This window comes from Candidatus Methylolitoribacter marinus, from assembly GCF_051853155.1.
GTDB lineage: Bacteria > Pseudomonadota > Gammaproteobacteria > Burkholderiales > Methylophilaceae > BACL14.
Genome location: NZ_CP124221.1, coordinates 554,356 through 577,728, shown reverse-complemented (window position 1 = coordinate 577,728; position 23,373 = coordinate 554,356). Strand labels below are relative to the sequence as shown.

Sequence of the window (23,373 nt, the reverse complement as noted above, 5' to 3'; positions counted from 1 at the left end):
ATATAAAAAATTGTTCAATTCTTTTTTCTCCAAACCCATGGAGCTTCTGGCTCTTGATTGCCAAAAAGCCCTTTTTTATTTTCAATAGCTAAAATTTCTGCCTGATCATACATAAACTGATCATTTTTATTTAATGTCTGTTTATATCTTCTATAAAACCAAGCACAGCCTTCTCTAATCATGGCTAGATTGATATCGATTTCCTCTATAAGTAATTTTGCTAAAGTTCTTTTATAACGATCTTCACCAAATGAAATAATTTGCACTGGCCTATTATTTAAAAAATTAGCCAAACATTGCTTAGATTTCTGGCCAAATGGTTGATTCAATTCTGGCGCGTCAATGCCTACAAGCCTCAATTTTTTATAATTATTGTCGCCAACCGATTGAAAATATACTGTATCACCATCAATAATTTTAGTTATTCTGCCATCCAAAGTTGAACTAAAAGCTACTTCAGGCAGACTAGTAATTATGATGAAAATAAATGTGATTATCAGTTTTTTATTTTTAGTTATTAACTTTATGTTCATGCCATTATTAATAGCAAGTGAAGAACTTGCTGTCCAATATTTTTTTGATGATCGATATAATTATTATTCTGATTCGGAAAGAATATCGACCAGAGTAAATCGTAGAATATTTTATAAACATTCTGATATATTTAAAGAAGCATTATTGGATTACGAACAAAACTATAAAAACATATCCTTCTTTGAGTGTAATGAAGCTAGCAGCTCGGACTTTATTGTAAAACTCGAACCCAATTTTTTTTACAATCCACTCATGCAAACAATGTATGCGGATTTAAAATACTATTTATTTAAAGATCCATCAGTGCAAATAGATCGTGGCCTATTATCGATAAAAAAACAAATGTATTTACAAGCCAGACATGACATCCAATTAAAAAATATTTACCTTGAGTTCTTAGACAAATTATCAAACATGATTCCAAAAAGGGGTCCTGAGCAACAAATAAACGGAAGTTTTTGCTCACTTCTATAAAATTGGCTATTTATTCAATATTTAATGCAACTATATTGTTTTGATCCCTAATAATTAGGTTGCCTTTATCATACTTGCATGCTAAGCCACCCAACCTTGTGTAAACTGAACTTACCCCATCAATTTGGGCTAGCAAATTACCTTTATCGCATAATAATTTTTTTGGTGGGATTGGTTTTGAAACAAAATGTTGGACATATATTCCAAAGATGAAGAAAATCATTGTAGGTATTACCAGGTATTTCAAGACTTCTTTTGTCATCATGAAATCTCCTAAAATAGTAAAAACACTATATAGAGTAGTTATTATACAAAAAAATTCAATTTGTTGTAGTTTTTTATTTTTTAATAACTTTTAGGATAATGGCGGAAGGGGCGGGATTCGAACCCGCGTCAGGCTATTCAACCTGAACACGCTTTCCAGGCGTGCGATTTAAACCACTCATCCACCCTTCCAGATAATATGAGACGAGGATTATACATAAAATATTATCCGGTATGTTGACTTGATTTAAAGGCAAAATCCAATTAATGTATTGATTAGGCATTTAACACACATAGCATCACAGCTAATTTTATTTTTGGGAGGAAAGAGAAAATGGCGTTTGATACACTTAAAAACCTTGGGATTGATAGTCCTTACAAGGAAAAGTACGATAATTACATTGGCGGCAAATGGGTTAAACCTGTTGATGGTAAATATTTTGAAAACATTACCCCTTTAACTGGTAAACCATTTTGTGAGGTTGCAAGATCATCAGAAAAAGATGTTAACCTAGCTTTAGACGCTGCACATGATGCAAAGGATGCCTGGGGAAAAACAAGCCCAACAGAAAGAGCAAATATTCTTAATAAAATTGCAGATGCAATGGAGCAGAATCTTGAAAAGATTGCATTAGCAGAAACTATTGATAACGGTAAGCCTATTCGTGAAACTATGGCTGCTGATATTCCGCTAGCAATTGATCACTTTAGATATTTTGCCGGAGCTATTAGAGCACAAGAAGGATCAGTGTGTGAAATAGATCATGAGACCGTTGCTTATCATTTTCATGAACCTTTAGGTGTTGTAGGTCAAATCATACCGTGGAACTTTCCAATCTTGATGGCGGCTTGGAAATTAGCGCCTGCTATTGGGGCTGGAAACTGTGTTGTTATGAAACCTGCAGAGCAAACACCGGTATCGATTATGGTGGTTGCTGAAATTATTGGCGATTTACTTCCGCCAGGTGTTTTAAATTTAGTTAATGGTTTTGGTTTAGAGGCAGGCAAGCCCCTGGCTAGTTCGGACCGCATAGCTAAAATCGCTTTCACTGGTGAAACAACTACCGGTCGATTGATTATGCAGTACGCATCTCAGAATATTATCCCAGTTACTCTCGAGCTTGGTGGCAAATCACCAAACATCTTCTTTGAAGACGTGATGGAAAAAGATGATGCTTATTTTGATAAATGTCTTGAAGGATTCACAATGTTTGCCTTAAACCAAGGTGAAGTATGTACATGCCCTTCTCGTGCTTTAATTCAAGAATCAATTTATGATGCGTTTATTGAAAGAGCTATCGAAAGGACAAAAGCAGTTAAAAGTGGGTCTCCACTTGATGCGGCTACAATGATCGGTGCACAAGCTTCAAGCGAGCAAAAAGAAAAAATCATGTCATATATCAAACTAGGACAAGAAGAAGGTGCTGAATTACTAACCGGGGGTAACTTACGCTCATTAGATGGAGAGCTCTCTGATGGTTACTATATCGAACCAACAATCCTTAAAGGCCATAATAAAATGAGAATTTTCCAAGAGGAAATTTTCGGTCCAGTCGTTTCAGTGACAACATTTAAAGATGAAGCTGAAGCTCTTGCAATTGCCAATGACACACTCTATGGTCTCGGCGCTGGTGTTTGGTCAAGAAATGGAAACATTGCTCACCGTATGGGTCGTGCAATCCAAGCCGGTCGTGTATGGACTAACTGTTACCATGCCTACCCTGCTCATGCAGCGTTTGGGGGATACAAACAGTCTGGTATTGGTAGAGAAACACATAAAATGATGCTTGATCATTACCAACAAACTAAGAACTTACTTGTAAGTTACAGTGAAAATAAATTAGGCTTCTTTTAGGTCGTTAATTTGTTATAAAATAAGGGTTATTCAATGTAACCCTTTTTTTTATGATAACTAGAATCTCATCCACTGACGCTGCAAATGAATTAATTGAAAAGCTAACAAAAGAGCATGGTCCTGTCATGTTTCATCAATCAGGTGGATGCTGTGATGGAAGCTCGCCAATGTGCTACCCTGATGGTGAATTTTATTTAGGGTCAAGTGACGTATGCTTAGGGGATGTTAATGGTGCATCCTTCTATATGAGCGCATCTCAATTTGAATACTGGGAGCACACACATATCACCTTAGATGCGATTCCTGGCACAGGCGGTCAGTTCTCTTTAGAACGCCCAACAGGTTTAAGGTTTTTTATTAGATCAAGACTCTACACAGATGAAGAGTGGGATTATCTTTCAAAACACCCCGTAAAAAAATGTGGTTAACTCAACAACCGACTTCAAGATAATGTAAAATAAGAACTGGCGGGTCACCTCGCATTGTAATTTAGCCAACCTGGTCAGGTGCGGAAGCAAGCAGCCACAACTAATGAAACAAGTGCCGAGACCATGGCTCGCCTTAATTAATTAAAATTATGAAAAATTTAGCTCTTGCAAGAAAATGGCGTCCAAAAAATTTTGAGACTATAGTCGGTCAAGAATTTATCATCGAAGCCTTAAAAAACTCCATCGTAGGTGATCGACTACATCATGCTTATCTTTTATCAGGCACTAGGGGTGTTGGCAAAACCACTATTGCTAGAATTTATGCAAAATGTTTAAACTGTCACAATGGATCCAGCCCAGATCCTTGTTGTGAATGTTCTTCGTGTGTGGAAATCGATCAATCTAAATCTATTGATGTCATCGAGCTTGATGCTGCATCTAATACTCAAGTTGATAACATGCGTGAGTTGCTTGAAAATGCAAACTACCAACCCACCTCATCTAAATACAAAATATTTATTATTGATGAGGTCCACATGCTCTCAAAAAGCTCATTCAATGCAATGTTAAAGACTCTTGAAGAGCCACCAGAACATGTTGTCTTCATACTCGCCACCACTGATCCAGAAAAAATACCAGTAACAGTCATATCACGATGTCTGCATTTTAATCTAATGCAGATGACAAATGAGGAGATCTCTGGTCAATTAAAAAAAATTTTCAATGAGGAAAATATAGCCTACGAAGATGAAGCAATAAATATGATATCCAAACATGCCGACGGTAGCATGAGAGATGCTCTATCACTTGCTGATAGAGTCATAAATTTTACAAATGGCAATGTTAGTCTTGAAAAATTAACACAAATTCTTGGGGTCACCTCTGATGGCGTCATTGATGAATTACTTGCAAACATTTTAGATAATGATAAACAAAAGGTTTTTGGAGTGTTAAACAAGCTCAAAGAGCACCATATTTCATATGAAAGTGCACTTAAAGTATTGTCAGAAAAAATTTTTGCGATCTCAGAGCAACAAACATTTGGTGGGCATAATAAATCAGTTAGGTATAACGAACAAATTAATCTTCAACTCTTACAAACTCTTTATCAAATATCTATCAATGGTTTAAAAGACTTACCATATGCGCCCAGTCTTCATATAGGCTTTACGATGACAATCATTAGACTGTTGAATTTTATACCCATAAACAACGGTAACTCAATGCAGGTAGAAAAAAACAAAGTTGACGAACATAAGAAAATAGTTGAAGAAAAAGAACCTGAACAGATAAATACAACAAAAGATATTCAAATTAATGATTGGGATCGAGTTGTGGAGCAAATAAAACCAGGTATGGCTAAAACCTTAGCGCAAAACTGTGTACTAAAGTCACAAGAGGATCATTTATTACATTTGATTGTTGATGAAAGATTTAAACATTTAAACAATGATAAATATATTAAAATTTTAGAAGAATCACTGTTTATGATTTATGAAACAAAAATAAAAATCGAGATCAATGAAGAGACAATAACATCATCACCTGCTCAAAAAAAACAAATAGAAAAAGATGATGCTCTAAAAGCAGCCACAGACTCTATAAAAACAGATTCTAAACTAGAAAATATCTTAAATGAATTCGATGCTCAAATTATTGAGAGCACAATCAAGTCGACAAAAATTAATTAGGAGAGAAAATTATGGCAAAAGGTGGAATGGGTAACCTAATGAAACAAGCTCAGATGATGCAGGCTAATCTGCAAAAAGCACAAAATGAACTTGGCAATATCGAGGTTGAGGGATCTGCAAGTAATGGACAAGTAAAAATTACCATGACTTGCAAAAATGAAGTAAAAAAAGTGTTGATTGATGAATCATTACTAAGCGATAAAGAATTACTTGAAGATTTAATTTTAGTTGCGCTTAAAGATGTACAGGCAAAGATTGAATCTACAACGAGCCAAAAAATGTCTGGATTAGTCCCTCCTGGCATGAATCTGCCCTTTTAATTAAAATATGTCAAAAGTTCTGAATGATTTAATTGAAAGTTTAAAATGTTTGCCTGGAGTGGGCCCAAAGTCTGCGACAAGAATGGCCTATTACCTTCTTCAGCGTGATCCCAACGGAGCAAAAAACTTAGCAAATTCAATACTGAATAGCTTTAAGCTCTTAGGCAAATGTAAATCATGTAACAACTTTTGTGAAACGACTATTTGTGATCTATGTTCAGATCAGAGTAGAGATAATTCAGTTCTATGTATTATTGAAATGCCAACTGATCTATTAATGTTCGAACAAACTCACTCATACGATGGGCTTTACTATATATTAATGGGACGATTGTCTCCCCTGGATGGAATTGGGCCTAAAGAACTTGACATGAATTCATTATATGAGCGGTGCAAAGATGAAAATATTCAAGAAATTATCATTGCAACAAACTTTACAAAAGAAGGTGATGCGACGTCTACATTTATTACAGAGCTTGTTAAAGACTTGAATAAAAAGATTTCAAGAATTGCTAGAGGAATGCCTTCGGGATCAGAAATTGAATATACTGACACAGGAACATTAGCTCAAGCAATTTCTGAGAGAAAAAATATTAATTAACTTCTTTAAATCATCGGCTGTATTGATTAAAAGATCATACCCCCATATTTCAGTATTATCTGCCGGGTCGATGTAGCCGTAACCAGCAAATACAGAGATTATATTAGATGCATTAGCTGCAATAATATCCCTCTCACCATCCCCAACATAAATAACTTGGCTTGGATCCACTTGCAACTTGTCAAATACCTCAATAAACATCTGGTTATCTGGCTTAGGTTTAAAACCATCATCGGGACAAAGAACAATATCAAACATCGAATCAATACGTAAATGATTAAGAATCAAATCAGTAAAAATTCGTGGTTTATTTGTCACAATACCGATATTGAATCCCCTTTTTTTTAAATCTTTTAATATGTCTTGAAAGCCTGGAAATAGAGATGCATTGAGAAAGCAATTATTTTTATAAATTTCAACAAATTCATCAAACAAAGAATTGTTATTGATTTCGTCAAAGCTAAATCTTTTCTTTAAAAATGCATTGATTCCATTTGAAGAACAACCTAATCCCTCCTGAAAACTAATTTCTTTATGGTTATACTTTAAAAAGATTTCATTTGCGGTATTAATAAGATCGGGTGCGGTATCTACAAGGGTGCCGTCGAAATCAAATAAAAAAGTATTAATCATTATTAAATCGTAACTCTAAAATATAATTCACAGATACATCAGAGCCTAAAGAATATTTTTTCAAGAATGGGTTGTAAGTCATTCCCGTGATATTTGAGATATTCATATTTAAACCATTTGCCCAAGATTTAACTTCGCTGGGCTTAATGAATTTATCGTAATGATGTGTTCCCCTAGGTAAGAGATTAAGAATGTACTCCGCTCCAACTATTGCAAATAAAAATGCTTTCAAATTTCGATTGATTGTGGAAACATATAGGCGTCCATTTTTCTTCAGTTTTTTTGAACAAGAGGTAATAATTGAAGCTGGATCAGGCACGTGTTCAATCATTTCTAGACATGTAATGACATCAAATTTACTTGAATCTTTTTTTAAAAAATCCTCTATATTCAATAATTTATAATTAATACTTAAATTATTTTCTTTTGCATGAAGTTGAGCAATTTTGATGGCAATTTCGCTTTGATCTATACCGGTCACATTTCCACCAAGCTTTGCCATTGACTCGGCTAAAATGCCACCACCACAACCCACATCTAAAATATTTTGTTTATCTAAGGGAAATAAATCATTGATGTAATTGACCCTTAATGGATTGATGTCATGCAGTGGTTTAAATTCAGATGACGGATCCCACCACTTATGCGCAATTTTATTAAATTTTTCTACCTCATTGATATCTACGTTGATATTTTGTTTTTCCATAATTTAATCTTATTTATACTGGTTTCGACATCAATATCATTGATGAATTCTGTTTCAGAGAACTTTAAATCGCCATTAACCCATACATGCTCTACATTATCCCTTCCTCCGGAATATATAATTGTTGAGAGTGGGTCATATATCGGCTGCAAATGAATATCAGATAAATTAAAAGCCACTAGATCGGCTTTTTTATTTTTTTCAATCGAGCCAATTTGGTCTTGCATATTGAGCGTTTTTGCTGCATTAATTGTCACCATGTCGAATAAATTTTTTGAATTTGTAAATTCTGTAACGCCTGCCTCATTGCGCTGCAGTAATGCAGAAAGTTTTAAATCATCAAATAGGCCAAGCTTATTATTACTTGCTGACCCATCAGATCCAATTGAAACATTCTGCGCAGCATTGAGCATTGTATTAATTTTTGGCATTCCGCTTGCCAATTTTAAATTAGATACTGGACATGTCACTATATTGATTTGATTTTTTTTAATTATTTCTATATCAGATGAGCTCAGATGTACACAATGAACAGCAATAAAATCTGGCCCTAATAGACCCAGCGAGTCAAGACGAGTCAGTGGGCGAACATTGTGTTGTTCAATGCTATTTATTATTTCCCACTCTGTTTCATGCATGTGACAGTGAATATTCATCCCTAACTGATCAGCATAAGTTCTAATTTTTAAAAAAGAATCATCTGACACAGTATAAGGTGCGTGAGGGGCTAATGTAGTAGTGACATTCTCCTCACCTCTAAAGTCATCTCTAAATTTTAATCCTTTGTCTAAATAATCGGTAAAGTCATTTGCGTAACTACTCTTAAATTCAATAAAGACTAAACCTATATTGGCCCTGATTCCGACAACTGTTGCCGCTTTTGCTGTTGCATCAGGGAAAAAATACATATCATTAAATGTCGTTATGCCTGAACTCAGCATTTCTAAACAAGCCAGTTGAGATGCATCATAAACAAGGTCGTTGCTTAGCAGTTTCTCTTCATTTGGCCAGATTGATTTTTCTAACCAATCATTCAATCTTTGATCATCAGAAATACCTTTTAAAAAAGTCATTGCTGAATGTGTGTGCGCATTAATTAACCCTGGAGTTATAAGTGATTCACCCAGATTCAATATGTTTAAATCTTCATTATTACTAAAATCACTAAATGGAACGATTTCTTCTATCAAATCATTTTTAATTAAGATGATATGATCTTCAAGGAATTCTTGTTTGGAGTTTGCAGTATAAATCCATTTCGCGTGGATGCCAAAATGGTTATTACTTATATCTGACATTAATCTATCTCGAATGGATGTTCAATGAGGATTGTTTCATCTCTTTCAGGCCCTGTAGATATAATATGAATAGGAATTCCCGTCACCTCTTCAATTTTATGTAGGTAATTTTGAGCCTCTTTTGGTAACTCATCCCATTTTTTTACCCTAAAGGTAGTCCCATTCCAGCCAGCCATAGAAAGGAATTGCGGCTTACATCGAGACACATCTTCAGCGCCCAGTGGAGGAATATCTATTGCTTTTCCATCAAGTTCATAGTGCGTACAAATCTTTATTTCATCCAACCCGTCAAGAACATCCAATTTTGTTATGCATAATCCAGACAAGCCATTAACCATTGCGGATCTTTTTAAAGCGACTGCATCAAACCACCCACAACGTCTCTTTCTTTTAGTCACTGTGCCGTACTCTCTACCAACGTCTGACATTTGATAACCAGGAGAACCAGGCTCATCAATATCTAGTTCGCTCGGGAAAGGGCCTCCACCAACACGAGTTGTGTAAGCTTTGGTAATTCCAAGTATATAGTCCAATTGATTTGGTCCAACACCTGAACCAGCAGATGCTTGCCCAGCGACACAATTAGATGATGTTACAAAAGGATAAGTCCCATGATCAATATCCAATAAAGCACCTTGAGCACCTTCAAATAAGACATTTGCACCGCGCTGATTAAGATCATAAATCTTTTTTGAGATATCAATCACAAGAGGTTTGATCACCTCTGCACACTCAATTAAATTATCATAAATTTCATCAATATTGACCGGTGAGGCGTTTAATTGTTTTTCTAAAATAAAATTGTGATGAGCTAATAAATCAGTTAACTTTTCTTTCAAAGCAATAGGTTCAAATAGATCATAAACCCTGATGGATCTCCTAGCTACCTTATCCTCATAAGCCGGTCCAATACCCTTACCTGTTGTACCTATTTTTTTCTCTGAAGATCGAGCCCCCTCTCTTGCTTGATCAATTAAGACATGAGATTTTAAGATCAGCGGGCAGCCTGGACTGATAAACAACCTATTTCGAACATCCAAGTTGTCTTTTTCTAAAGTTTGAATCTCAGTGATTAGATGGCTAATATCAAGAACAACACCATTACCAATTAAACATTCGACACCTTCACGAACGATCCCGGATGGAATTAAATTCAACTTATATTCTTTTTGTACTCCATTGGTCTCGATAACAAGGGTATGACCTGCGTTATGACCACCTTGAAAGCGAACAACAGCAGAGGCATGATCAGTTAACCAATCAACAATTTTTCCTTTTCCCTCATCGCCCCATTGAGTGCCGATAACTACTAAATTTTTCTTCATAAACTATCCAACAAATAAAAGACTTCTTAAATCAAAAGTAAATCCAACAGCTGGTCTTTTTTTTCCAAAGTTAGTTGTTAGATTTTCAAACCGACCACCTTTGGCAATCGGGGACGTGTACTTTGAAGAGTATGCACTAAAAATAAACCCAGAGTGGTATTCGTAAAAATCGACATCTGATAGGTCAATTATAATTTTTACTGATGACGGTAAGGCGTTCATTATTTTTTTTAGATTTTTTAATCGATCTAAGATAACTCTGTTGCCAACAAAAAATTCTTGAATTTTTTTGAAAGATTTATCATTTCCAAACATATCCATGAATAATTCAATTTTACTAATCTTGTCAGAATTGATATTTTTTCCAAGTAAATTTTTTATGGATATCAAGTCTTTCTTTGCAAAAAAAGATCTTAATTGTTTTGAATCATGGGCAGATAATGCTAATGACTTTAAAAATTCAGTGTAAATTGTTATATCATTAAACGACAATAATATATCTTTTATTTTCAATAATTTAAGAGAATTTATTAATGTAGAAACTACAGTAATATCTGCCTCAACTTTTTCATTACCATAAATCTCTACGCCGACTTGCAGCTCTTCTCGGGACTGGTTAAAGGAACTGGTATCAGCTTTTAGCACTGGTCCACAGTAACAATAACTTTTAATGTCAGTCGACGACGATGCTAAATAGTTATCAATTCGAGCTGTTTGAATTGTTAAATCTGGAGTAATTCCAATTAGCCTACCTGATGATAATGGATCAGACAACTTAAACATATCGCTATCGACAGACTTACCATTAAAAGATACATTATCCGCATACTCAATCATCGCTGGACTGATCAGTTCAAACTTATTTTTTAAAAAGAAATCAACTAAAGCCCTTCTGTTTTTTTCTAACTCTAATGCCTTCTGGGGATATAAATCTTCGACTTTATCAGGGATTGACCAGGTCGTAATCATAAATTTCTAATTCCAAATAAAAATAATAATAAACCACACAATGTTAAAAATAAACTAAGCATTCTTAGCTGACCAGGCTTATATTTTGAAACATTTGCAATAAATTTAAGCCATAATCTTGGAAATAATAAAGGAAACAGGCCTTCAAAAAGCAAGACAGAGCCAAGAAATAAGACCAAGTAGTTTAATGTCAATTATTGATTACTATTCTTTTTTGGTTGTAAGTATTTAAAAAACTCAGTGTTTGGATCCAGGACCAAGATATCATCCTTACTGTTTACGCTGTTTCTGTATGCCTCAAGACTTCTGTAGAAATCGTAAAACTCTTTATTCTTATTAAAAACATTTGAATAAATTCTAGCGGCTTTTGCATCGCCCTCACCTTTTATTTTTTGTGCGTCTCGATATGCATCCGTAATGATAATCTCTTTTTCTTTTTCTGCATTCGCCTTAATTTTCTCAGACTCGGCAAAACCTTCAGATCTTAGCTCATTAGCCACAGACTTACGCTCTGCCTCCATTCGTTGGTATACAGAGTCACTGACCTCTTTCGGGAGATCAACACGTCTGAGTCTAACGTCTAGAATTTGTATTCCGATGTTATTAGATTCACGGTCTGCTCTTTCTTTAATAATATCCATAATTTCAGAACGCTCCCCTGAAACAACCTCTTGAATCGTTCGTTTACCAAACTCTGCTCTCAAGCCATCATTAACAGTCTGAGTTAGGCGTCTTTCAGCCTGTCTTTCATCACCATTAACAGACACGTAGTACTTTGAAGGATCAATAATTCTCCATTTAATGAATGAATCCACCAAAACATTCTTTTTTTCACTTGTAATAAAACGATCAGGCGTTGATGAATCGTAAGTTAAGATACGATTATCAAAATGACGGACATTATCTACTAATGGGACTTTAAAATATAAACCGGGGTCTTTTTTAACTGCGACTATTTCCCCAAGACGAAAAACAAGCCCATGTTCGCGTTGATCCACTGTGTAGGTAGCCATGCTTAATAAAATTAAGAAAACTAAAATGGCTACAAAAACTCTTGTTGTTTTTTGCATTATCTCATCTCTCTTTCTCTAGCTCTAAATGCATCTCTTGATCTCTCTTGTGTTACATCAATCGAGGTACTTTCGGTTTTTGGGAGCTCTATATTGTTGGGTGATGAATTCAAAACAGAATTAACTGACGATCTGTTATTATTTTTCATTATTTGATCAAGTGGTAAGTAAATTAGGCTGTTTGAACCCGATTTTTGATCAATAATAACCTTAGTTACGTTGGATAAAATCTCCTCTTGTGCCTCTAAAAATAGTCTATTTTTAGTGACCTCAGGCGCCCTTTCATATTCTTTCATGATTTGTTCAAATCGACTTGAATTACCTAATGCCTCATTTTCAATAGACACTTTATATCCATTAGCTTCTGCCAAAAGTCTAGCTGCCGTACCCCTTGCTTTTGGAACAACATCATTGGCATATGCCTGACCTTCATTTTTCTGTCTTTCCAGGTCTTGTTTAGCCTTCACAGCATCATCAAAAGCGGCTTGAACTTGTTCAGGTGGTTGGGCATTCTGCATGGTTACACTTGTCACATTAATTCCCGTTGAATATCTATCTAATATTTGTTGAATCAAATCTTTGGTTCGGATTGCAATTTCCTCTCTGCCTTCATAGAGAACAAAATCCATCTCACTTTTACCTACCACTTCACGAATAGCTGTTTCAGCACCAGCCCTCACTGACGATTCTGCAGCTCGATTATTAAAAATAAAGTCTTCAACAGATTTTAAGTTGTATTGGACAGCAAACTGCAAGTCCACAATATTTTCATCACCAGTGAGCATTAGTGACTCTCTGAGGTCTTGAGAATTAGCTCCCAGATCATTGGATGATCTATAGCCCACTTCAATTGTTCTCACCTGCTCCTGATTAACAATTTCCACAGTCTCGATTGGATAAGGAAGATGCCAACGTGGTCCTGGCTGGGTGATATCAATATGTTCACCAAATCTTAAAACGACCCCCCTTGAACCCTGATCAACAATATAAAAACCAGTAAGAAGCCAAATTAAGAATACAATCAATAAAATCGGTAATAAAGGGATATCTCCACCATTAATATTTTGTTTATTGCCATTATTATTTGCGCCACCCCCATTATTATCAACAACAATACGAGGTTTTCTTTTAAAGATATTATCGATTTTTCTGCCTAGATCCTTTAATACCTCATCAAGGTCTGGTGGTCCATCTTGTTTTGAAAAAATGCCAAGTTTTTTAAACATGTTATTTAAAGTTTTCGTCATAATTGTTAATTTCTTGATTATTAAAGAGTGATGCCCTTCCGACCAATGCTTCCTTCAAAAATTCAATTCCTTGGCCAGTTTTAGCAGATAATTCAATGCGATTAATTCTACCATACTCATCGATATCTTTTTGAGGCAAAGAGTTATTTTTGTCTATCTGATTGAGAATGAGAATTTGATCCACTTGATCAGCATGTATTTCCTTTAAAATCCGATTGACTTGGTCAATATGTTCTTTTCTTTCTTCATTTGTTGAGTCAACCACATGCAATAATAAATCAGCACTGGTGGACTCTTCTAGAGTGGATTTAAAAGATTCAATAAGATTGGTTGGTAAGTTTTTTATAAAACCAACTGTATCTGAAATAACAAGAGAAGTTGAAGGTGGAATAAACAATTTTCTCGAGGTCGTATCTAAGGTAGCAAATAATTGATCTGCAGCATAAATTTTTTGCTTAGTTAGCTCATTAAATAGGGTGGATTTACCTGCATTGGTATAACCCACGATAGCAACTGTAAAGACACCACTTTTTCTTCTTCGCTGTCGCTGCATATCTCTTTGCTTGGTTAATTTTTTTAATCGTTCTTTTAGTTGTTTGACGCGGATCCTTAACATTCTTCGATCAAGTTCTATTTGTTTTTCTCCAGGCCCACCTCTTACACCAATACCACCTTTTTGACGCTCAAGGTGAGTCCATCCTCGCACGAGCCTGGTAGATAAATATTCTAGTTGCGCAAGCTCTACCTGAAGCTTACCCTCATGGCTTTTAGCTCTTTGTGAAAATATATTCAAGATTAAATTCGTTCTATCAATAATCGTCACCTTCAAGGCATCTGATAATTTTTTCTCTTGAGCAGGTGTGATGTCTTCATTAATAATTAAAAATTCAAAACTAAATAAATTTTTTAATTGTTTAATTTCATCAACCTTCCCTTTGCCAATATAAAAACTTGGATTTGGAGTAACAATTTTAATATCTAGTGATTCAACAATATCAAAACCAGCAGTTTTGACCAGCTCTTTAATTTCATGATGATCATATTCCTTGCGACCATAACCATCATGAGTATTAATTATCAAACACTTTTCTTTAGGAAGGATTGTATTATTTGAACTCAAGTAGCTTATTTGTAATTAGGCACTATTGAGGATATGGCATGAATAAAAATCAATTGTGGTGAATTACCTTTGAGGACAATACTCTCGTCATCAAAAGACTCAATTAAACCTTGAAGTTTTATACCATTCATCAGATAAACTGAGACATTTACAGAATTAATTACCAAAGTATCAAAAAATTCAGTGCTTATTTTTTTTGCCATTTATATTTGCTCACTTAATCTACTATTAAAATTATCTTTACCTATTATTGCAATAATTTGCCCAATTGACGGAGACTGATCAGTTCCCAACAACACGACCCTTAGAGGCATAGCAACTTCAGGAAACTTGATTTGCTCTGATTTGACATAAGCTTTTAATATAGTTTCTATGGATTCAGAAGTAAACTCAGATGCATTAAATAAGTTGCTTAAATTTTGTAAATGTTTTATCGAATTATCAGAGATGTATTTTTCTAACAAATCATGTGAAATATTTTCAGGCTTTATTAGGACAGTCTCAGCATTTACTTCAAATTCTCGCAGTGAATGGCATCGATCTTTATAAAGATCAAAAATGCTTAACAGTTGCTTGCGGTTTGAAAATCTAAGCATAAATTGTGGATCTAGTAGCGCCTCAATCTCATCAAATGTTTTTTGTTTAAGGTAGTGGTTATTGAGCCATTGAAGCTTTTTGATGTCAAATTGCGATGGTGAAGAAGTAATACTTTGTAAAGAAAATAATTGACATAATTCATCAAGAGAAAAAATTTCAGCATCTCCATGACTCCACCCTAACCTTGCAAGATAATTATTGACCGCCTCAGGAAGAAAGCCAAGCTCTCGGTACTCAGTCACACTTGCCGCTCCATGACGCTTAGATAGCTTTTGGCCATCTTCTCCATGAATCATTGATAAATGTGCAAATAATGGAACATCAAATCCACAAGCTTTATATATATTGATTTGACGTGGAGTATTATTGATGTGATCATCTCCACGTATCACATGGGTAATCCCCATATCCGCATCATCCACCACCACACTCAAATTATAAGTTGGTGATCCATCTGATCTTTGAAGAATCAAATCATCCAACTCCTCATTGCTGACTGTTATTTGTCCTTTAACTTGATCTTCCCAGGTGACATTACCGTCGACTGGGTTTTTGAAGCGTATCACTGGAGTTACCCCTTCAGGTAATGGCGGAAGTTTTTTACCCTCCTCAGGTCGCCAGGTACCATCGTATTTAGGCTTAATCCCTTTCATTTCACAATCCTGTCGCATTTTTTCAAGCTCTTCTTTACTTGCATAGCACTCATATGCATGACCCTGCTCTAATAACTGAGCAATAATCGCTTTGTGACGATCAAAGTTTTGTGCCTGATAAATAACATCACCATCATGCTTTAAATTAAGCCAAGACATCCCTTCAAGAATTTTATCAACTGCTTCTTGGGTAGATCTCTCCAAATCAGTATCTTCAATTCTTAGAAAAAAATTACCATTATTTTTTTTCGCGAATGCGTAATTAAATATTGCCGTACGTATTCCTCCGATATGAAGAAATCCAGTAGGACTTGGTGCGAATCGGGTTTTAATCATTTATCGGTCCAGCAAATAAGTTATATTCATCGTTTTCAATAATTCTAACATCAAGTCTATCGCCCACCAGCAATCCCTCAGGATCTTTTAAATAGACAGCCCCATCCACATCAGGAGCTGAGCGGAAACTTCTCGCTAAGGCATAATCATGAGCCACTTCATCAACCACAACATGCTGAATTGATCCAATTAGAGATTTTAGTTTTTGTTCGCTCAATTTTTTTTGTGTTTCCATCAAATAGTTATATCTTTCTTTTTTAACATCTTCAGAAATTTGATCAGGAATCAATTTAGCGGTAGCTCCCTCGACATTTGAATATTCAAAACAACCAACATGATCTAATTTTGCTTCCTTGATAAATTCAATTAACTGGTCAAAATCACGATCTGTTTCTCCGGGATAGCCGACAATAAACGTACTTCTTAAAGATATGTTTTGATTAATTTCACGCCAAGCTTGAATTCTTTTTAGGTTATCTTCAGAATCAGCAGGTCGTTTCATTGATTTTAGAATCTTTGGGCTAGCATGTTGAAATGGAACATCTAAATAAGGAAGAATTGTTTCTTCATCCATCAATTCAATCATATGGTCAATATGAGGATATGGATAGACGTAATGAAAACGAACCCATACACCAAACTTTTTCAATTCTTTTGCTAGATGATATAAGTCTCGCTTGACTGGCTTGCCATCCCAAAAAGATTGCTTCACTTTAAAATCAACACCATAAGCACTGGTATCTTGGGAAATGATAATTAATTCTGTCACACCAGAGTCAACAAGATTTTGCGCTTCCTTTAGAATATCTTCAGGAGTTCGACTGACCAATTTACCTCTCATTGAAGGAATAATACAGAATGAACATTTATGGTTACACCCTTCCGATATCTTAATGTAGGCATAGTGTGACGGGGTTAGCCTTAATCCAGATTTTGGAATTAAATCAATAAAAGAATCATGTGGTTTAGGAGCAACTTGATTGATAATATCTACCACTTCTTTATCCGATTCGGAACCAGTGATGGCAATTAAATCTTTAAATCTCTCCTTAATAATTTCTCTCTTCTCACCCAAGCAACCGGTCACAATAACATTGCCATTACTTTTTAAAGCTTCGCCAATGGTGTTAAGAGATTCTTCAATTGCGGAATCAATAAAACCACACGTATTAACCACCACCACGTCTGATTTGTCGTATGAGGATGATATTTCGTATCCTTGGGTTTTAACTCTTGTCATTATTTTTTCTGTATCTGATCCTGCTTTAGGACAGCCAAGCGAAATAAAGCCAATTTTAGGAATCTTTATTGATGGCATACTTAATGAATGAGTGAATGAAGAAAATAAATAATTAAAACTCCAAATAAAATAGAGAAAGTTTGTTGAAGTGTTTGCATGATTTGCACTTTTTTATGCAGCGATGGAATAAGATCAGAAATAGCAACATAAATCATACTTGATGCAGCAAGAGATAAGATAATTGGAATTAATTCTTCAAGGTCGTTCAAAACAAAATAGGCAAGGATAGCACCAATAATCATTGCACAACCAGTAATAATATTCATCATAAGGGTCCTGGATAAACTATAACCAGAATTAATTAATATTGAAAAATTACTAATTTCTTGAGGAATTTCATGCACAATAATTGCAAGAGCAGTGATTAAGCCTAGATTAATGTCGACAATAAATGCACTGGCAATCAATATACCATCAATGAAATTATGAAAACAATCTCCGATAATCAAGATACTTCCTTTTTTTACATCATGATTCACCACTGGGGAATGATTCTCACAATGCGATCCATGACAATGCCTCCAAACTAACAATTTCTCTAAAATAAAAAACACGAGAATACCAATTAAAACAATTAGGGAGATTTGATGTAAGTCGCCCGATAGCTCATAGGCATGAGGAATGATCTCTAGAAAAGCTGCCCCTAACAAAGTACCAACAGCAAGGCTAACAAAATAATCCGCATAATTAACCATCTTAAGTTTGCTAAATAAATACGCAAGCATAAGACTTAAAACAGAGCCAAAAAAACAAACAGCAATAATGATCAATAAATTCATAAAGTGGGATTATACGTCATTAATTTAAAGAATTAAGCATTAATCCATGCCAGAGAAATCAATCTAAATGGTGTTTTATTTTGACGATGAGAAAACAAAAAATTGTCCCTAAAAGTACAATAATTTTGACTTATAGAATTACCATATATATTTTGAACACCATGAAATTTTAATAATGAGACTGTAATTCCAACTAAGTCGACATTAAACTTATTATTCTGGTATCTGAAATACTTCCCAAGAAAATTATATTTCTTCATAAATAAATCATAGACATCCCGATCAGTTTCAAAGTATTTTTGTGAAATACCAGGCCCTATCCATGCAACAACTTCCTCACAATTTGTTTTAATCCTTTTTAGTGTTTCATGAATAATACCTGTTGAAAGACCCCTCCAGCCACAATGAATTGCTGCAACAAAAGAACCTTTTTTATTTGAAAGTAAAACAGGTATGCAGTCTGCTGTTCTAACTGCCACAATAACATTTGGTTCATAGGTAAAAATTGCATCGCAAGTAAGATGATGATCATTGCTATAAATTTGGCAAACTTTGTTTGAATGAACCTGATTAACTAATGAAAATTGTCGATTAGTGAATTCAAACAAATCTTTAGATTGAACATATGTGGAGTTGGTATAAATTTTGAAACTAGCCTCTGATTGAAAAGCTCGAACATGAACTGGTAACTCCCAGTCAACTTTTATTCTACCTTTCATCATCAAAAGTTAAATCATCATTTAACTCAAAATCTTGTTGAAGAAAATGGTCTGTAGGTCCAAAATCGTTTTCAATTGAATCTTTCCTTATTAAAGACAAAAGCTCCTTCATGTCTTCTGGAAGATCAATCGTCCACTTCATCTCCTTGTTAGTTTTCGGGTGAATCAATCCTAGTGAAATGGCGTGCAGGGCTTGTCTATCAAATATTTTAATTGCGTTAAGTAAATCATCACTCATTTTTTTTGTCGGGATTATCTTCTTTAATCCATAATCTTTGTCTCCAACTATTGGGGAATTATTATCTAGCATGTGGACACGGATTTGATGTGTTCTTCCAGTCTTCAAAAGACACCTGACGTAAGTATGATAATTAAACCTTTCAAGTACTTCAAAACTAGTTTCTGCACTTTTACCATTCACTTTAGTAACAGCCATTTTTGTTCTTTGCCTGGGATGTCTACCAATTGGCTTGTTGATTACCTTATTTTGCCAAATTTGTCCCCATACTATCGCTCTGTATTCTCGATAAACAGCTTTACTTTGTAATTGATTGATCAAATTATTTTGTGATTCCTCATTTTTGGCAACAACCATCAACCCCGTCGTATCTTTATCAAGCCTATGAACAATCCCTCCTCTAGGAAGTTTCTCAAGATTCTTGTTGTAATGAATTAAACCATTAAGCAAGGTTCCGTTTGTATTTCCTGAACCAGGGTGCACTACAAAATTGCTTGGTTTATTTAAAACCAAAATATCGTCATCTTCATAAATAATTTCTAATGGAATATTTTGCGCTACAACATCAATTTCATCTTCAATGACACCATTGATCATAATTTCCTCACCCCCAACAACCTTATAATTTTGTGAGACGTTTAAACCATTGAGAAAAATAAAATCATTTTTAATCATAGATTGAATTTTTGATCTGGAGAACTCAGGAAGTAAGTTTGATAAAACCGCATCTAACCTTGACCCAAAAAAAGTTGCAGGTATGATAAGTTTTTTATTAACATCAATTTTAGTCATGATTCGATATCTTACCTTATTTGTTTCCTCAATATTTCTGACAGGTTGTTTTATTTTTGGGGAGCCTACTGAATTTGATGAAACCACTGGCCAAAGTCCTGAATGGATATATGATAAAGCTGAAGGATTAAAGGATCAACGAGATTTCAGAAAAAGCATAGACTTTCTTGAAAAGCTTATTAAGCGATATCCAGATAATAAGCTTATACCGTCCGCTAGATTAAATCTTGCCTATGCTTATTACAAATTTGGGCAAAAGGAACTTAGCACATCAACTGTTAACCAATTTGTAACCTTGTACCCCAGTCACCCATCTATGGACTATGCTTACTACCTTAAAGGTTTAAATCTTTATCAGGAAAGAGGTATTATTAATAAGCTGACCATGCAAGATATTAGTGACAGGGATGTAAATAATCTTAAACAAGCGTTTGATGCTTTCAGTGAGCTGGTTAAGAAATTTCCAGACTCAAAATACAGTCAAGACTCAACTGATAGAATGACGTATTTGATGAATAAAATCGCTGAATACGATCTTCATGTTGCAAGATATTATATGAAGCGTAAGGCTTATGTGGCGGCACTGAATCGAGCAAAAAATGTGTACACAAGCTATCCTGAAAGTATTCATGTTGAAGAATCTTTGGTCATTCAGTATATCGCCTATAAAGAGCTAAAGTTAAAAGATCTCGAAGTGGCCACTAAGAAAGTTATTGATCACAACTATCCAAATAATCAATTAACATTGGATGTTAATGAAGGTACAAAAACATGGTGGAAATTTTGGGAAAGCTTAGCAGATTAATTTTTACTAGATAGTTTTTTTCTTAACTGATTTTTTATTTTTCTTCTTGTGACCAATCCTGTGCTAACTCTTTTCGCTTTATAAGCATATGGATTATCTGATGCCTCAAAAATCATTCTTAAAGGGATAGACTGCAAGGACAGTGCTTTTCTAAAGTAATTATCTAAGTACTTTTTATACGAAGGAGCTAAACCCTCTAAATGATTTCCATGGATTTTAAAAGATAATGGAGACTTGGAAACAAAGCTCATGAATTTTAATTTAGGTCTTATTCCTTTACTAATTGAAGGAGGATGATTGATAAGGGCGTCTTCTAAAAGCTTATTTAAAATCGATGTTTTATACTCTTTAGATAAATGTTCTCGAATCTCTTTTATATTTTTAAAAATTTTAGATAGATTTGTTTTCTTTTCAGCAGAAATCTTTATGTTGTCAATAAAACCAAAATTTAGATTAAATTGTTCTAAATCACTATTAAATCTATCTTTTTCATATTGATTCAGCAAATCCCATTTATTAAATAAAAGTAATAAAGGTTTAAACGACTTCAAGCATTCAGAAATAAGTGCTTGATCCTGAGAGGTTATGCCAACTGAGGAGTCAATAATCAGTAAAATGAAATTAGCGTTCTTTGCGCTTTCAAGAGACTTTAATAGTGCAAATTTTTCTTCCTTGGAAGTTACCTTCCCTTTCCTTCTGATTCCTGCAGTATCAACAAGAATATATTTATCTGAATTTAATTCAAATTCAATTTCAATCGAATCAATTGTCGTACCAGGCAAATTACTCGCTATAAGTCGATCGGAGCCAATTAATGAATTAATTAAAGTCGATTTCCCTGCATTCGGTTTTCCTAAGATAGCTATTTTAAAATTGTCATTTATTTCACTTGGCTCAACGGGGATACCATCTAATTTATGAGCAATAAATTCAATAATTGAGTCAATGCCATAGTTATGGCTCACAGAAGTACAGATTACTTGTTGATACCCAAGTTTCATGAAGTCAAGCTTTGCAGTTTCATCAGAAACACCATCTACTTTATTGATGACCAAGCAAATATCTTTATTTTTTTTTCTTAATAATTTTGATATCACTTGATCATCAGGCAAAAGTCCAGACTTATAGTCGACTACAAATAGAACAAGATCTGCTTCATCTGTGGCAAGGTTTGTTTGGTTGAGTATTTGTGAATCTAAAGTACTTTTGTTGTTTGAAAAATTAAGTCCACCTGAATCAATTATTTCATAGGAAAAATTATCAATAATTGTTTTGCTTACCTGTCGATCTCTAGTCAATCCCTCAAATTCTGAAACGATTGCTTTTTTTGATTTGGTTAATTTATTAAAAAGACTAGATTTTCCAACATTAGGTCTTCCAACTATAGCTACATTACTCATTGATTTGAATTTTAATAATTTTTTGATGATTTAATAAGATATATGCAAAATCTTCAAATTTATACATTTTCGTCGTATTTAATGAATTTTGAACACTCATCGTTTCCCCGAAATCAATTAATTCCTGAAGGTCTTTTCCAAATTTATACACACCCACTCTTTCTCCCTCACTGAGGTTGATGATGTGAAGAACTCCAAGATAATCAATAACAAGCATGAAATCATTCAGTATCAAAGGTTTTGATATTTTTCTATAACTTAGGTCATTATTTTTCCATAATGTCTTACCAGACTTTAAATCAAAATTATAGATTGAATCATTTTCATGTGGTACCAAAAGATTTACATTATCAGTTGAGATGCCATGGTAAGAGCTCAATTTTCGGGACCATAATTTAGAACCTGAGGCTCTATCAAACGAAATAATTTCACCGTTGTAAGAGGAAGCAAATAGCATATTGTCAATGATACCTAAATCTCCCGCAACATCATTTGTGCGATCAATTTCGGTTACACCTTTCGGTCTAGACAACGTTAATTCAGTTAAAAAGCTACCTGATTCGGGTTCAATGATGACCACCTTCCCTCCAGGAAAACCTGAATATAAAATATCATCCACAATTAGAATTGGAGATTGAACATTAATTGAAAGAGGTGGGTTTTGTCTCACATAAGACCATAAGGATAAGCCATTGTTAGAATCAAAAGATTCAATCTTGTTATTAATGTACTTCAATATGATTTGATTTTTATAAAAGAAAGGCTTGAGATTCAAGCTATTGGTGAGCTTTGTACTCCAAATTAAATTACCATTATGATCAATTTTTGTTAAAAAATTTCTATGGTCTGTAAAGAAAAAATAGTTGTCTAAACCACCAAATAAACCCGTTTTTATTTTAGTATTAATCTTTTTGCTAAAAAGCACTTCCCCAGAGTCTTGAGAAATTTTAGTAAATACTCCATCTTCGGTAATAAAAAAAATCGAATCTTCTTTAAAAACTATTTCAGCGTATCCCGGCAAGAGGTCGAATTCTTTTAACCACGGTTGATTGATTTGAACCTGATTAACAAAATCATCAGGCAATGGTTCAGGAGCGTTGTCAAGAACTCCATCAAAATATACATCCTGAATTTGGCTTTCAAGCTCCTTGAGCGGACCAATACAGCCAACAATAGGGATTATCAAAATTAAAAAAAATAAATTCTTCATGAGGTTGTT

General features: G+C 34.4%; 26 protein-coding genes, 1 tRNA gene and 1 other RNA gene. 8 read left to right on the top strand and 20 right to left on the bottom strand.

Features of this window, described 5'->3' with window-relative positions; genetic code table 11:
- Nucleotides 1-14: 14 nt before the first annotated feature.
- Entirely contained in the window at nt 15-533 is a 519-nt protein-coding gene (locus QFA95_RS03095) for a thermonuclease family protein (RefSeq protein ID WP_486463370.1), read from the bottom strand.
- Here QFA95_RS03095 and QFA95_RS03090 point away from each other — a divergent pair.
- Entirely contained in the window at nt 532-1,008 is a 477-nt protein-coding gene (locus QFA95_RS03090) for a hypothetical protein (RefSeq protein WP_486463369.1), read from the top strand. The two genes, QFA95_RS03095 and QFA95_RS03090, sit on opposite strands and share 2 nt — an antisense overlap.
- A 10-nt stretch (nt 1,009-1,018) precedes the next feature.
- Here QFA95_RS03090 and QFA95_RS03085 read toward each other — a convergent pair whose 3' ends face one another.
- Nucleotides 1,019-1,273 carry a hypothetical protein gene (locus QFA95_RS03085; RefSeq protein WP_486463368.1) on the bottom strand — a complete coding sequence of 85 codons (255 nt, stop codon included), beginning with the start codon at nt 1,271-1,273 and terminating at the stop codon, nt 1,019-1,021.
- A gap of 99 nt (nt 1,274-1,372) precedes the next feature.
- A tRNA-Ser gene (locus QFA95_RS03080) sits at nt 1,373-1,464 on the bottom strand.
- 142 nt (nt 1,465-1,606) lie between these two features.
- On the opposite strand from QFA95_RS03080, the gene adh reads away from it, so the two are divergent.
- The 6 genes from adh (at nt 1,607) to recR (ending at nt 6,167) form a co-directional block, all read left to right on the top strand.
- Entirely contained in the window at nt 1,607-3,127 is a 1,521-nt protein-coding gene (gene adh, locus QFA95_RS03075) for an aldehyde dehydrogenase (RefSeq protein ID WP_486463367.1), read from the top strand.
- A 50-nt stretch (nt 3,128-3,177) separates the two neighbouring features.
- Nucleotides 3,178-3,555 (top strand): DUF779 domain-containing protein, encoded by a 378-nt coding sequence (locus tag QFA95_RS03070; protein ID WP_486463366.1) that lies wholly within the window; start codon nt 3,178-3,180, stop codon nt 3,553-3,555.
- Between the two features lie 38 nt (nt 3,556-3,593).
- An RNA gene (ffs, locus tag QFA95_RS03065) (signal recognition particle sRNA small type) lies at nt 3,594-3,691 on the top strand.
- A gap of 13 nt (nt 3,692-3,704) precedes the next feature.
- Nucleotides 3,705-5,246: a DNA polymerase III subunit gamma/tau gene (gene dnaX, locus QFA95_RS03060; RefSeq protein WP_486463365.1), complete on the top strand. Its 1,542-nt coding sequence runs from the start codon at nt 3,705-3,707 to the stop codon at nt 5,244-5,246.
- Nucleotides 5,247-5,257: 11 nt separating this feature from the next.
- The gene (locus QFA95_RS03055; RefSeq protein WP_486463364.1) at nt 5,258-5,566 is read left to right on the top strand and encodes a YbaB/EbfC family nucleoid-associated protein; all 309 of its coding nucleotides are present in this window, start codon (nt 5,258-5,260) and stop codon (nt 5,564-5,566) included.
- A gap of 7 nt (nt 5,567-5,573) precedes the next feature.
- Nucleotides 5,574-6,167: a recombination mediator RecR gene (gene recR, locus QFA95_RS03050; protein ID WP_486463363.1), complete on the top strand. Its 594-nt coding sequence runs from the start codon at nt 5,574-5,576 to the stop codon at nt 6,165-6,167.
- Here the strand turns inward: recR and QFA95_RS03045 are convergent.
- From QFA95_RS03045 to rluD, 15 genes are read right to left on the bottom strand one after another with little or no spacing between them, the layout of a single operon-like run.
- On the bottom strand, nt 6,129-6,800 hold the full coding sequence (locus QFA95_RS03045) for an HAD family hydrolase (RefSeq protein ID WP_486463362.1): 672 nt from the start codon (nt 6,798-6,800) through the stop codon (nt 6,129-6,131). The genes recR and QFA95_RS03045 overlap by 39 nt on opposite strands.
- Entirely contained in the window at nt 6,793-7,506 is a 714-nt protein-coding gene (ubiG, locus tag QFA95_RS03040; protein ID WP_486463361.1) for a bifunctional 2-polyprenyl-6-hydroxyphenol methylase/3-demethylubiquinol 3-O-methyltransferase UbiG, read from the bottom strand. Before ubiG ends, QFA95_RS03045 begins: the two co-directional genes overlap by 8 nt.
- Nucleotides 7,482-8,804: an amidohydrolase family protein gene (locus QFA95_RS03035; protein WP_486463360.1), complete on the bottom strand. Its 1,323-nt coding sequence runs from the start codon at nt 8,802-8,804 to the stop codon at nt 7,482-7,484. Before QFA95_RS03035 ends, ubiG begins: the two co-directional genes overlap by 25 nt.
- Complete coding sequence (locus tag QFA95_RS03030; protein WP_486463359.1) at nt 8,804-10,129, bottom strand: adenylosuccinate synthase; 1,326 nt, start codon at nt 10,127-10,129, stop codon at nt 8,804-8,806. Before QFA95_RS03030 ends, QFA95_RS03035 begins: the two co-directional genes overlap by 1 nt.
- Nucleotides 10,130-10,132: 3 nt before the next feature.
- Nucleotides 10,133-11,098 (bottom strand): ATP phosphoribosyltransferase regulatory subunit, encoded by a 966-nt coding sequence (locus QFA95_RS03025; RefSeq protein ID WP_486463358.1) that lies wholly within the window; start codon nt 11,096-11,098, stop codon nt 10,133-10,135.
- Complete coding sequence (locus tag QFA95_RS03020; protein WP_486463445.1) at nt 11,095-11,277, bottom strand: DUF2065 family protein; 183 nt, start codon at nt 11,275-11,277, stop codon at nt 11,095-11,097. The genes QFA95_RS03025 and QFA95_RS03020 overlap by 4 nt, the downstream gene beginning before the upstream one ends.
- Nucleotides 11,278-11,292: 15 nt before the next feature.
- The gene (hflC, locus tag QFA95_RS03015; RefSeq protein ID WP_486463357.1) at nt 11,293-12,168 is read right to left on the bottom strand and encodes a protease modulator HflC; all 876 of its coding nucleotides are present in this window, start codon (nt 12,166-12,168) and stop codon (nt 11,293-11,295) included.
- Nucleotides 12,168-13,415, bottom strand: coding sequence for an FtsH protease activity modulator HflK (hflK, locus tag QFA95_RS03010; protein WP_486463356.1), 1,248 nt, complete (start codon nt 13,413-13,415; stop codon nt 12,168-12,170). Before hflK ends, hflC begins: the two co-directional genes overlap by 1 nt.
- The gene (gene hflX / locus QFA95_RS03005) at nt 13,396-14,535 is read right to left on the bottom strand and encodes a GTPase HflX (RefSeq protein WP_486463355.1); all 1,140 of its coding nucleotides are present in this window, start codon (nt 14,533-14,535) and stop codon (nt 13,396-13,398) included. Before hflX ends, hflK begins: the two co-directional genes overlap by 20 nt.
- A gap of 5 nt (nt 14,536-14,540) precedes the next feature.
- A complete protein-coding gene (locus QFA95_RS03000; protein ID WP_486463354.1) occupies nt 14,541-14,738 on the bottom strand; it encodes an RNA chaperone Hfq in 198 nt (65 codons plus the stop codon).
- Entirely contained in the window at nt 14,739-16,121 is a 1,383-nt protein-coding gene (gene gltX / locus QFA95_RS02995) for a glutamate--tRNA ligase (protein WP_486463353.1), read from the bottom strand.
- Nucleotides 16,114-17,439: a 30S ribosomal protein S12 methylthiotransferase RimO gene (rimO, locus tag QFA95_RS02990; protein ID WP_486463352.1), complete on the bottom strand. Its 1,326-nt coding sequence runs from the start codon at nt 17,437-17,439 to the stop codon at nt 16,114-16,116. The genes gltX and rimO overlap by 8 nt, the downstream gene beginning before the upstream one ends.
- Before the next feature lie 2 nt (nt 17,440-17,441).
- Entirely contained in the window at nt 17,442-18,200 is a 759-nt protein-coding gene (locus QFA95_RS02985) for a ZIP family metal transporter (protein ID WP_486463351.1), read from the bottom strand.
- 32 nt (nt 18,201-18,232) lie between these two features.
- Nucleotides 18,233-18,919 (bottom strand): purine nucleoside phosphorylase YfiH/LACC1 family protein, encoded by a 687-nt coding sequence (locus QFA95_RS02980; RefSeq protein ID WP_486463350.1) that lies wholly within the window; start codon nt 18,917-18,919, stop codon nt 18,233-18,235.
- Nucleotides 18,909-19,949, bottom strand: coding sequence for a 23S rRNA pseudouridine(1911/1915/1917) synthase RluD (gene rluD, locus QFA95_RS02975; RefSeq protein WP_486463349.1), 1,041 nt, complete (start codon nt 19,947-19,949; stop codon nt 18,909-18,911). Before rluD ends, QFA95_RS02980 begins: the two co-directional genes overlap by 11 nt.
- On the opposite strand from rluD, the gene QFA95_RS02970 reads away from it, so the two are divergent.
- A complete protein-coding gene (locus tag QFA95_RS02970) occupies nt 19,948-20,754 on the top strand; it encodes an outer membrane protein assembly factor BamD (RefSeq protein ID WP_486463348.1) in 807 nt (268 codons plus the stop codon). The genes rluD and QFA95_RS02970 overlap by 2 nt on opposite strands.
- On the opposite strand, the gene der is transcribed toward QFA95_RS02970, so the two are convergent.
- Both der and QFA95_RS02960 read right to left on the bottom strand, forming a co-directional pair.
- A complete protein-coding gene (der, locus tag QFA95_RS02965; RefSeq protein WP_486463347.1) occupies nt 20,751-22,154 on the bottom strand; it encodes a ribosome biogenesis GTPase Der in 1,404 nt (467 codons plus the stop codon). The genes QFA95_RS02970 and der overlap by 4 nt on opposite strands.
- Nucleotides 22,147-23,364: an outer membrane protein assembly factor BamB family protein gene (locus QFA95_RS02960; RefSeq protein ID WP_486463346.1), complete on the bottom strand. Its 1,218-nt coding sequence runs from the start codon at nt 23,362-23,364 to the stop codon at nt 22,147-22,149. The genes der and QFA95_RS02960 overlap by 8 nt, the downstream gene beginning before the upstream one ends.
- Nucleotides 23,365-23,373 lie beyond the last annotated feature (9 nt).

Coding starts and splice junctions, on each gene's coding strand:
- QFA95_RS03090 (WP_486463369.1), top strand. CDS start 532: ATGCCATTATTAATAGCAAGTGAAGAACTTGCTGTCCAATATTTTTTT.
- QFA95_RS03095 (WP_486463370.1), bottom strand. CDS start 533: ATGAACATAAAGTTAATAACTAAAAATAAAAAACTGATAATCACATTT.
- QFA95_RS03085 (WP_486463368.1), bottom strand. CDS start 1,273: ATGATGACAAAAGAAGTCTTGAAATACCTGGTAATACCTACAATGATT.
- adh (WP_486463367.1), top strand. CDS start 1,607: ATGGCGTTTGATACACTTAAAAACCTTGGGATTGATAGTCCTTACAAG.
- QFA95_RS03070 (WP_486463366.1), top strand. CDS start 3,178: ATGATAACTAGAATCTCATCCACTGACGCTGCAAATGAATTAATTGAA.
- dnaX (WP_486463365.1), top strand. CDS start 3,705: ATGAAAAATTTAGCTCTTGCAAGAAAATGGCGTCCAAAAAATTTTGAG.
- QFA95_RS03055 (WP_486463364.1), top strand. CDS start 5,258: ATGGCAAAAGGTGGAATGGGTAACCTAATGAAACAAGCTCAGATGATG.
- recR (WP_486463363.1), top strand. CDS start 5,574: ATGTCAAAAGTTCTGAATGATTTAATTGAAAGTTTAAAATGTTTGCCT.
- QFA95_RS03045 (WP_486463362.1), bottom strand. CDS start 6,800: ATGATTAATACTTTTTTATTTGATTTCGACGGCACCCTTGTAGATACC.
- ubiG (WP_486463361.1), bottom strand. CDS start 7,506: ATGGAAAAACAAAATATCAACGTAGATATCAATGAGGTAGAAAAATTT.
- QFA95_RS03035 (WP_486463360.1), bottom strand. CDS start 8,804: ATGTCAGATATAAGTAATAACCATTTTGGCATCCACGCGAAATGGATT.
- QFA95_RS03030 (WP_486463359.1), bottom strand. CDS start 10,129: ATGAAGAAAAATTTAGTAGTTATCGGCACTCAATGGGGCGATGAGGGA.
- QFA95_RS03025 (WP_486463358.1), bottom strand. CDS start 11,098: ATGATTACGACCTGGTCAATCCCTGATAAAGTCGAAGATTTATATCCC.
- hflC (WP_486463357.1), bottom strand. CDS start 12,168: ATGCAAAAAACAACAAGAGTTTTTGTAGCCATTTTAGTTTTCTTAATT.
- hflK (WP_486463356.1), bottom strand. CDS start 13,415: ATGACGAAAACTTTAAATAACATGTTTAAAAAACTTGGCATTTTTTCA.
- QFA95_RS03000 (WP_486463354.1), bottom strand. CDS start 14,738: ATGGCAAAAAAAATAAGCACTGAATTTTTTGATACTTTGGTAATTAAT.
- gltX (WP_486463353.1), bottom strand. CDS start 16,121: ATGATTAAAACCCGATTCGCACCAAGTCCTACTGGATTTCTTCATATC.
- rimO (WP_486463352.1), bottom strand. CDS start 17,439: ATGCCATCAATAAAGATTCCTAAAATTGGCTTTATTTCGCTTGGCTGT.
- QFA95_RS02985 (WP_486463351.1), bottom strand. CDS start 18,200: ATGAATTTATTGATCATTATTGCTGTTTGTTTTTTTGGCTCTGTTTTA.
- QFA95_RS02980 (WP_486463350.1), bottom strand. CDS start 18,919: ATGAAAGGTAGAATAAAAGTTGACTGGGAGTTACCAGTTCATGTTCGA.
- QFA95_RS02970 (WP_486463348.1), top strand. CDS start 19,948: ATGATTCGATATCTTACCTTATTTGTTTCCTCAATATTTCTGACAGGT.
- rluD (WP_486463349.1), bottom strand. CDS start 19,949: ATGACTAAAATTGATGTTAATAAAAAACTTATCATACCTGCAACTTTT.
- der (WP_486463347.1), bottom strand. CDS start 22,154: ATGAGTAATGTAGCTATAGTTGGAAGACCTAATGTTGGAAAATCTAGT.
- QFA95_RS02960 (WP_486463346.1), bottom strand. CDS start 23,364: ATGAAGAATTTATTTTTTTTAATTTTGATAATCCCTATTGTTGGCTGT.